This window comes from uncultured Streptococcus sp., assembly GCF_963545685.1.
GTDB lineage: Bacteria > Bacillota > Bacilli > Lactobacillales > Streptococcaceae > Streptococcus.
In genome coordinates, this window is sequence record NZ_CAUUKN010000008.1 from 50122 (window position 1) to 59829 (window position 9708).

Here is a 9708-nt window from a genome sequence, read left to right on the forward strand (position 1 = left end):
TGGTAATCTTTTTAAGGATTTCTGAGTTTTTCCAAAATCGCTTGGGCAGTTTCCTGATTCATATGTTTGGCCTTGAGAAGCTCAGCCAAAACGTAAGGCATCTCTTTGGGACTCGCACCGGCTAGTAGGGCTAGAGATTTGGCCTGAAGTTTCATATGTCCTGCTTGGATGCCTGTTGAGGTAAGTGCTTTAAGAGCAGCAAGATTTTGTGCCAAACCAAGAGAGACGATGATACTAGCTAGTGTTTTAGCATCTGGATGGTTAAGCAAGTCATGGGCGATAGACGCACTTGGATTAAGTCCAATAGAACCACCTCGGGTCGCGATTGGCATTGGGAGGGTTAATTTTCCCACTAGTTCCTTGGTCTCTTGATCATAGGTCCATGTAGACAGGCCACGATAGCTACCATCCTTGCTAGCATAGGCGTGGCACCCAGCCTCAACTGCCCGCCAATCATTTCCAGTTGCGATAACTAGGGCATCGATACCATTGAAAATACCCTTATTATGGGTAGCTGCTCGGTAAGGGTCGACTTGAGCCAGCTGACTAGCCAGTTCCATCTTCTTGGCTAGGTCATGAGCTTCCTCTTTATTTCGACTAAGGAAGCGTGTGCTAAGACGACAAGTCGCTGTCACAAGGCTTTCGGTAGCTAGGTTTGAGAGAATGGCCATGAGGCTTTGACCTTGGGAGAGATGTTCCAATTCTGGTACCAGAGCTTCCATCATGGTATTGACCATATTGGCACCCATGGCTTCTTGGGTATCAACCGCCAAATAGACAATGAGGAAGTTTCCCTTGGTCTCAGTCCAGAGCTTGCGAGGACCACCCCCACGCTTAACAATAGAAGGGTGAGCTTCTTTGGCGATTTCTATAAGTTCCTGACTAGCTGCTTGAATCTTACTTGCCGCAACGGCTTTATCAGGGACATCAAAGAGGGCTACTTGCCCAATCATCTGACGGTCATGAATCTTGGTTGAAAAGCCACCAGAGCGCTTGATGAGCTTGCTAGCATAGGAAGCAGCAGCCACAACTGAAGGTTCCTCGGTAACCATGGGAACCTGATAGGTAACGCCATCTACTAATACATCTGGGCAAATGGCAAAGGGAAGTGTAAATCGACCAATGACATTTTCAGCCATTTGATTGGCTGTTTCAAGAGTAAGTTGTTGGTCATTATCCAGAAGGTCTTGATTTTCCTGAGACAAAAGAGCATTATTTTTCAAATGCTCTTTGCGTTCTTGCGGTGTCTTCTTGGAAAAACCAGTCCAAGAGAGTTTAGTCATTTTGATTTCCTTTATAGATACGTTGATGTTCAGAGATTTCAGTCAAATGGAAAGGTCCAGTTTGATAAGTAGCGAATTGGGTTGAGCCAGTGTCATCCAATTGAGTCTCTTCATAGAAAAGTTCCTCATAGTCAGCGACGCTCAGGTTATGACGTTGGGCAAAGGTATCTAGACGATCAGAACGAAGCATGTCTTTGTAACCCTCAACCAGACGACCTGAGAAAATTTCAGAGACAGCCCCAGAACCATAAGAAAAGAACCCAATTTTATCTCCAGCTTTAAGATTTTGTGACTGTTCTAATAGAGAAATAAGTCCAAGATAAAGTGATCCTGTGTAGATATTTCCAATTTGTCGACTATAAGTAATGGATGCATCAAAGTTGTTAATGAGTCGCTCTTTATCCTCTACATTTAAATCTTTGGGAATAATCTTATTAAGTCCCTTAAGAGCTAACTTAGGATAGGGGAGGTGAAGACAAAAAGCTGCAAAATTAGCAAAATTGGCTTGATGACGTTCTTGATAAGCTGCCCAAGTTGTCTTCAAACTATCTAGGTATTGTTTGGTTGAATAGATGCCTTGAACAAAAGGCGTTGAACTATAGTTTGGACGCCAGAAGTCCATGACATCGCGGGTTTGTGCCACATTGTCATCAGCAAGCTCTAAAATACGTGGATTCTGGCTGACTAGCATGGCAACAGCACCAGCTCCCTGAGTAGATTCACCTGAAGACCCTACACCATAGCGAGCAATGTCACTTGCGATAACTAGAACCTTGCTATCTGGGTGAGCTGCTACGTGCAATTTAGCGTAGTTAAGACCAGCAGTTGCTGCATAGCAAGCCTCCTTCATTTCAAAAGAACGGGCAAATGGTTGAATGTTGAGAAGACTATGGACATAAACTGCAGCAGCCTTTGATTGGTCAATGGAAGACTCAGTAGCCACGATGACCATATCAATGGCCTTCTTGTCGTCGTCAGTTAAAATGTCAGCGGCTGCGTCAGAGGCAAGTGTCACGATATCTTCTGTAATCGGTGTAATGCTGGTTGCATCAAGCATCAGCCCCTTGCTGAATTTTTCAGGCTCCGCCCCTCGGGCAAGAGCAAGATCCGCCATGTTTAGAACATATTGACTGGTCGCAAAACCAATCTTGTCAATTCCAATAGACATATGATGTTTCCTTTTATTCTTCATTGTAAAGTATCCAGAAGGATACCAATCTATAGTGATTTTACCATAAAAGAGTGCTTTCGCCTTGAAAAAACTTTGATAGTTAGTAATATATTATTTTTGATATGAATTTGATACGAACTAGAGAATTCCACAAGACTTAGTTTGGTAATCACATAGCTTTTAGTTCTCATTTGCATCAGAATAGGGTAAAATTGAAGTGATAAGCAACGTTATTTACAGCTATAATTAGATAAGCAAAATTATTTCTATTAATATGTTGCGAGTATTAAGTGAGACTTTGTTTTCAATGGAATAAAGAGGAAAATCATGACAAAAGCAGACACTATTTTTAAAGAAAATATCACTAAAATCATGGAAGAAGGCGTTTGGTCAGAACAAGCACGTCCCAAATACAAGGATGGCACAACAGCCAATTCCAAATACATTACAGGGTCTTTTGCAGAATATGATTTGAGCAAGGGAGAGTTTCCAATTACGACTCTTCGTCCCATTGCTATCAAATCTGCCATCAAAGAAGTCCTCTGGATTTACCAAGACCAGTCAAATAGCCTAGATGTTCTTGAAGACAAGTATAATGTTCATTATTGGAATGACTGGGAAGTTGAAGGCGTCCCTGCTAATAATGGGGACAAGCGTTCCATCGGTCAGCGTTATGGGGCAGTCGTTAAGAAGCACGATATTATTAATCGTTTGCTGGCGCAGTTAGAGGCCAATCCTTGGAATCGCCGTAATGTGATTTCTCTTTGGGATTACGAGGCCTTCGAGGAGACAGCTGGACTTCAGCCATGTGCCTTCCAGACCATGTTTGATGTTCGTCGTGTGGGTGAGGACATTTATTTGGATGCCACTTTGACGCAGCGCTCTAACGATATGTTGGTAGCCCATCACATCAATGCTATGCAGTATGTGGCTCTTCAGATGATGATTGCCAAGCACTTTGGTTGGAAAGTTGGTAAATTCTTTTATTTCATTAACAACCTCCATATCTATGACAATCAATTTGAGCAAGCTGAGGAACTTCTCAAGCGTCAGCCGTCTGATTGCCAACCACGCTTGGTCCTCAATGTTCCTGATGGAACTAATTTCTTTGATATCAAACCAGAAGATTTTGAATTGGTGGACTATGATCCTGTTAAACCTCAACTCAAATTTGACTTAGCAATTTAATAAATGCTTATGATTTAAGCCCATAAAGAGCTGGCAAAGTTTTTCCAAGCTCTTTTTGTCTTTTTTTGTTAGAATGGATTGTAAACTTAAAAAGAAAAGGAAATACCGTGTCTAAACAAATCATTGCTATTTGGGCGGAAGCTCGTAACCATGTTATTGGGAAGAATCACACCATGCCCTGGCACTTGCCTGCTGAGTTGGCACATTTCAAGAAAAAGACCATGGGTTCAGCAATTCTTATGGGACGTGTGACCTTTGATGGCATGAACCGTCGTTGCCTCCCGGGACGTGAAACCTTGATTCTAACACGAGACAAGGACTTCGACTGTGAGGGTGTAAGGACCGTTACGAGTGTTGAGGAAGCTCTAGCTTGGTTTGAACAGCAAGACAAGGATCTCTATATTGCTGGTGGTGCTGGTGTCTACAAGGCTTTTGATGGACATTATGATGCGCTCATCAAGACAACCATTGAGGCTGATTTAGAGGGAGACACGTATTTTCCACAACTAGATATGACGGCATTTAAAGAGGTATCACGTGACCGCGTGGCCAAGGATGATAAAAATGCCTATGACTTTAGTATAAGTCGCTATGAAAAAGAAGGAGACTAGGTTCATGCAACGTAGTGTTTTTGGATTATTTACTGCATTATTGGGAGTACTTTGTGTGCTTTCCGCGATTCCTGCCTTTCGAAAGAAACGTTATGGGTTAGCAGTTTTTCTCTTTTTAAATGCTTTTACTAACCTTGTCAATACCATTCACGCCTTCTATGGCACCCTATTTTAGAAAAGAGTGAGGAATAAATGGCTGGAAATCGTAATGAAGAAATGGTTTATTGTTCATTTTGTGGCAAAAACCAAGAAGAAGTAAAGAAAATTATCGCCGGCAATGGCGTCTTTATCTGTAACGAATGTGTGGCCTTGTCACAAGAAATCATTCGTGAGGAAATGGCTGAAGAAGTTTTGGCCGACTTGGCTGAAACACCAAAGCCAAAAGAACTTTTAGATATTTTGAACAACTATGTCGTAGGGCAAGATCGTGCCAAACGTGCCTTGGCAGTAGCTGTTTACAACCATTATAAACGTATTAACTTCACAGAAAGTCGTGAAGACAATGATGTGGATTTGCAAAAATCAAATATTCTTATGATTGGACCAACAGGTTCAGGGAAAACTTTCTTGGCTCAAACTTTGGCTCGTAGTTTGAATGTTCCTTTCGCGATTGCGGATGCGACATCATTGACAGAGGCAGGTTATGTGGGTGAGGATGTGGAAAATATCCTCCTCAAACTCATACAAGCGGCAGACTTCAATATTGAACGTGCGGAACGTGGGATTATTTACGTGGATGAGATTGATAAGATTGCCAAAAAAGGTGAGAATGTTTCAATCACTCGTGATGTTTCAGGTGAAGGGGTTCAACAAGCTCTCTTGAAGATTATTGAGGGAACAGTGGCTAGCGTTCCACCTCAAGGTGGTCGTAAACACCCTAACCAAGAGATGATTCAAATTGATACTAAGAATATTCTCTTTATCGTGGGTGGTGCTTTTGATGGTATTGAAGATATCGTTAAGCAACGTCTTGGTGAGAAAATCATTGGATTTGGTCAAAATAATAAGGCAATTGATGATGAGTCATCATACATGCAAGAAATTGTGGCTGAAGATATCCAAAAATTTGGTCTTATCCCTGAATTTATCGGACGTTTGCCAGTTCTTGCGGCCCTTGAACAGTTAACTGTTGATGACTTGGTGCGTATCTTGACAGAACCTAAGAATGCCTTGGTGAAGCAGTATCAAACCCTCTTGTCTTATGATGGGGTTGAACTTGAGTTTGACCAGGAGGCCCTTGAGGCTATTGCAAGTAAGGCTATTGAACGTAAGACTGGTGCGCGTGGGCTTCGCTCTATCATTGAAGAAGTCATGATGGATGTTATGTTTGAAATTCCTAGTCAGGAAGATGTCACTAAGGTTCGTATCACTAAAGAAGCCGTTGATGGGAAAGCTGCTCCAGTATTGGAAACAGCATAAGGAGGACCTATGGCTGAAGAACAAGTCCTAAATACGCACAATGCTGAGATTTTACTCAGTGCGGCAAATAAGAGTCACTACCCACAAGATGACCTCCCTGAAGTTGCCCTAGCAGGACGATCAAATGTCGGTAAGTCAAGCTTTATTAATACACTTCTTGGCCGTAAAAACCTAGCACGTACTTCTGGGAAACCAGGAAAAACACAGTTGCTCAATTTCTACAATATTGACAACAAGTTACGCTTTGTGGATGTTCCAGGTTATGGTTATGCCCGTGTTTCCAAAAAAGAACGTGCCAAATGGGGGAAAATGATTGAGGAGTACCTTGTGACTCGAGATAATCTTCGTGTCGTTGTTAGCTTGGTTGACCTCCGACATGAGCCAACTCAGGACGATATTCAAATGTATGAATTTCTAAAGTACTATGAGATTCCAGTTATTGTTGTAGCGACTAAGGCTGATAAGATTCCTCGTGGAAAATGGAATAAGCACGAATCGATTATTAAGAAAAAACTCAATTTCGACAAAAATGACCATTTCATCGTTTTTTCATCTGTCACACGTGACGGTTATGACGAGGCATGGGATACTATTTTATCTGAATTGTAAGAAGAACTCGGAGAAATCCGAGTTTTTTTCATGCGATAGTTTTTGTCTATCTCTTTGATAGTTTCAACCTATTATCCAAAGGGATTTTATTGTGATAAGCTTGTTTTATCATATCTATTGGAGGAATCTATGGAAAACCATAATTATAAAAATGAGGGTCAGTTCCAACGGAAGATGACCTCACGCCACCTCTTTATGCTCTCGCTAGGTGGTGTTATCGGTACTGGTCTCTTCTTGAGTTCAGGCTATACGATTGCACAAGCTGGTCCCCTTGGTGCGATCCTCTCTTATCTTGTGGGGGCTGTTGTCGTTTACTTGGTTATGCTTTCTTTGGGAGAGTTAGCAGTAGCTATGCCAGTAACGGGATCCTTTCATACCTATGCGACTAAGTTTATTAGTCCGGGAACCGGCTTTACGGTAGCCTGGCTTTATTGGATTTGTTGGACGGATGCCTTGGGAACAGAATTTCTGGGTGCTGCTATGTTGATGCAACGTTGGTTCCCATCAGTTCCGGCTTGGATTTTCGCAGCCTTCTTTGCCTTAGTGATTTTTGGGATTAATGCTTTGAGTGTGAGATCTTTTGCAGAAGCGGAATCCTTCTTCTCGTCAATAAAAGTCATTGCTATTTTGGTTTTCATCATTCTAGGCCTAGGGGCGATGTTTGGTTTGGTGAGTTTTGATGGTCACCATGAGGCTATTATGTTTAAGCACTTGACGGCTAATGGTCTCTTTCCAAATGGTGGTCTTGCCATTGTGTCAGTCATGTTGGCGGTTAATTATGCCTTTTCAGGAACAGAGTTAATCGGTATTGCTGCTGGTGAGACAGATAATCCTAAGGAAGCTGTTCCACGTGCTATTAAAACAACTATTGGACGTTTGGTTATCTTCTTCGTCTTAACTATTGTGGTCTTAGCTTCGCTTCTTCCCATGAAAGAAGCAGGGGTATCCTCAGCTCCTTTCGTTGATGTCTTTGACAAGATGGGGATTCCATTTGCGGCGGACATTATGAACTTTGTTATTTTAACTGCTATCCTTTCTGCTGGGAATTCAGGTCTCTATGCTTCAAGCCGTATGCTTTGGTCTTTGGCCAATGAGGGAATGCTTAATAAAAAATTAGTGAAAATCAATAAGCACGGTGTTCCGATGACAGCCCTGTTGATTTCCATGGCCGGAGCAGTTTTATCGCTCTTTTCAAGTATCTATGCAGCGGATACGGTTTATCTAGCCCTGGTATCAATCGCCGGTTTTGCAGTTGTTGTTGTTTGGCTTTCTATTCCTATCGCACAGATTAATTTCCGAAAACAGTGGAAGCTAGAACATTCCGAAGAAGAACTGGACTACAAGACACCGTTTAATCCAATCCTACCTCTTGTCACAATTGTTCTGTTGGCTATTTCTGTGCTTGGGATTGCTTGGGATAGTTCACAACGTGCGGGACTCTACTTCGGTATTCCTTTCATGATTTTCTGTTACCTTTATCACTACCTTCGCTTTAAAAAATGGTAAGGAGGCTTTTTATGGCAACATTTAAAGATTATTTGGAAAATAATTCTTCCCTCATTCTTCATGGGGCTCTAGGCACAGAGATGGAAGCTCTGGGGTATGATATTTCAGGTAAGCTCTGGTCAGCCAAGTACCTTCTTGAAAAGCCAGAAGTTATTCAAGAAATTCACGAAACCTATGTAGCTGCTGGGGCTGACTTGATTACCACGTCATCTTATCAGGCGACCTTACCTGGCTTGGTAGAGTCAGGACTTACTGAGAAGGCAGCGGAGCAGATTATTGCCCTAACGGTCCAGTTAGCAAAGGCAGCACGTGATAAGGTATGGGCAGCATTAGATGAGACTGAGAAAGCAAAACGACCATATCCTTTGATTTCTGGGGATGTCGGTCCCTACGCAGCTTATTTGGCTAATGGTTCTGAGTATAGTGGTGATTATGGTCAAATGACTATCGAGGAGCTTAAGGATTTTCATCGCCCTAGGATTCAAATTCTCCTAGATCAAGGTGTGGATTTGTTGGCTTTGGAAACCATTCCAAATCGTTTGGAAGCACAAGCCTTGATTGAACTTCTAGCTGAAGAGTTTCCAGAAGCAGAAGCTTATATGAGTTTTACAGTCCAGATTCCAAATGCTATCAGTGATGGGACTTCTCTAGCTGAAATTGCCAAGCTTGTTTCCCAGTCAAATCAAATCTTGGCTGTAGGAATCAACTGTAGTTCACCTCTTCTTTATAACCAAGCTCTAGCTATTCTTAAGAATGCTGGCAAGGCGCTCATTACCTATCCCAATTCAGGTGAAGTTTATGATGGCAACAGTCAGACTTGGAAACCCAAAGATAAGGATGCTCTAACCCTAGTTGAACATAGCAAGGATTGGCATGCTCATTTTGGCGTGAAAATTTTGGGTGGTTGCTGTCGAACACGTCCAAATGATATTAAAGCCTTATATCAAGAGTTTAGAGCCTAGTCAAATTTTTAATTATTTGTTATAATAAGAGGTTGTAAGGCTATTAGCTCTACACACTATTAGTAGAAAATAAAGCCAGCGTTAAGCTGGTTTTTAAAATGAAGAGGAAAACATGACCTACGAACAAGAATTTCTAAAAGACTTTGAAGAATGGGTTGTTACCCAAGTTAAAGTAAACGAAACGGCTTTGGCTGCTAGCAAGAAAATTTGGGAAGAAGATGGCGATGAGCGTGCACGTGATGCAAGTTTTCGTTATGAATCTAAATTGGATGCTTACAATTTCCTAATTAGCAAGTTCGCCAACTATCGTGCAGGTAAAAGTTTCCACGATATGCCAGACGGCCTGTTCGGGGAACGTCACTATTAATAGAAAATGAAAAAGAAAATAACGACCGCATTTTATAGGAAAAAGTCGTCGTTAAAATAGGAGAAAACTAGAAATGGCTAAAGTAAAAAATAAAAAGAAAGCTTTTAAACACCGTTTGAAAAAAAAGGACTTTTCAATAATCTTAAAGCCCCTGTTCCACCAGTTGCGCCTGTTCCACCAGTGCCACCAGTAGCACCACAACCTGTTGCTGAACCTAAGACAGTTGCTAAGGAAGAAGTGGCAACTACAGATCTTAGTCTTGAAGCTTTTGCAGAGCTTCCAGAAGTTGAAGGCCTTCGTTCAAACCTTGTAGAGACCCTTTACAATGAAGGTTTGACGTCAGTAGCGGCTTTTTCTACTGTGACTGAAGAAGAAGTCCTAGCACTTAAAGGGGTAGGACCAGCGACAGTTAAAAAATTAAAAGAAAATGGTGTCAGCTTTAAAGCTTAAGCCTAAAAAGATCCGAGGTAGAGACTTCGGATCTTTATTATTTGGTGACTTTAAGTCCGTTTCGCTCCGAAGGTGCGAAACAAATATACCACCCGCTATGCGGGTGCGCATCGAAGGTTATACCGTCATAACAAAAAAACTC

General features: G+C 41.8%; 10 protein-coding genes and 1 pseudogene. 9 read left to right on the forward strand and 2 right to left on the reverse strand.

Annotated elements, in window-relative coordinates; all coding sequences use genetic code 11:
* Positions 1–11 precede the first annotated feature (11 nt).
* Positions 12–1283, reverse strand: a complete 1272-nt coding sequence (locus RWZ99_RS02970; RefSeq protein ID WP_314676257.1) for a hydroxymethylglutaryl-CoA reductase, degradative — start codon at positions 1281–1283, stop codon at positions 12–14.
* Positions 1276–2451 carry a hydroxymethylglutaryl-CoA synthase gene (locus RWZ99_RS02975; protein WP_314676258.1) on the reverse strand — a complete coding sequence of 392 codons (1176 nt, stop codon included), beginning with the start codon at positions 2449–2451 and terminating at the stop codon, positions 1276–1278. Before RWZ99_RS02975 ends, RWZ99_RS02970 begins: the two co-directional genes overlap by 8 nt.
* A gap of 330 nt (positions 2452–2781) precedes the next feature.
* Between RWZ99_RS02975 and RWZ99_RS02980 the strand changes: the two genes are divergently transcribed.
* The 9 genes and pseudogenes from RWZ99_RS02980 to RWZ99_RS03020 all read left to right on the forward strand — a co-directional run bounded on the left by RWZ99_RS02980 (position 2782) and on the right by RWZ99_RS03020 (position 9566).
* Entirely contained in the window at positions 2782–3642 is an 861-nt protein-coding gene (locus RWZ99_RS02980) for a thymidylate synthase (RefSeq protein WP_049546158.1), read from the forward strand.
* 107 nt (positions 3643–3749) lie between these two features.
* The gene (locus RWZ99_RS02985) at positions 3750–4253 is read left to right on the forward strand and encodes a dihydrofolate reductase (RefSeq protein WP_314676259.1); all 504 of its coding nucleotides are present in this window, start codon (positions 3750–3752) and stop codon (positions 4251–4253) included.
* Between the two features lie 4 nt (positions 4254–4257).
* Positions 4258–4428 carry a hypothetical protein gene (locus RWZ99_RS02990; protein ID WP_002886174.1) on the forward strand — a complete coding sequence of 57 codons (171 nt, stop codon included), beginning with the start codon at positions 4258–4260 and terminating at the stop codon, positions 4426–4428.
* Between the two features lie 17 nt (positions 4429–4445).
* Positions 4446–5672, forward strand: coding sequence for an ATP-dependent Clp protease ATP-binding subunit ClpX (clpX, locus tag RWZ99_RS02995; protein WP_314676260.1), 1227 nt, complete (start codon positions 4446–4448; stop codon positions 5670–5672).
* Between the two features lie 9 nt (positions 5673–5681).
* The gene (gene yihA, locus RWZ99_RS03000) at positions 5682–6281 is read left to right on the forward strand and encodes a ribosome biogenesis GTP-binding protein YihA/YsxC (protein ID WP_314676261.1); all 600 of its coding nucleotides are present in this window, start codon (positions 5682–5684) and stop codon (positions 6279–6281) included.
* A gap of 129 nt (positions 6282–6410) precedes the next feature.
* On the forward strand, positions 6411–7787 hold the full coding sequence (locus tag RWZ99_RS03005; RefSeq protein ID WP_314676262.1) for an amino acid permease: 1377 nt from the start codon (positions 6411–6413) through the stop codon (positions 7785–7787).
* An 11-nt stretch (positions 7788–7798) separates the two neighbouring features.
* Positions 7799–8749, forward strand: coding sequence for a homocysteine S-methyltransferase (gene mmuM / locus RWZ99_RS03010; RefSeq protein WP_314676263.1), 951 nt, complete (start codon positions 7799–7801; stop codon positions 8747–8749).
* 112 nt (positions 8750–8861) lie between these two features.
* Positions 8862–9116 carry a DUF1912 family protein gene (locus RWZ99_RS03015; RefSeq protein WP_314676264.1) on the forward strand — a complete coding sequence of 85 codons (255 nt, stop codon included), beginning with the start codon at positions 8862–8864 and terminating at the stop codon, positions 9114–9116.
* Positions 9117–9189: 73 nt separating this feature from the next.
* A pseudogene (locus RWZ99_RS03020) lies at positions 9190–9566 on the forward strand (helix-hairpin-helix domain-containing protein).
* Positions 9567–9708: the final 142 nt, after the last annotated feature.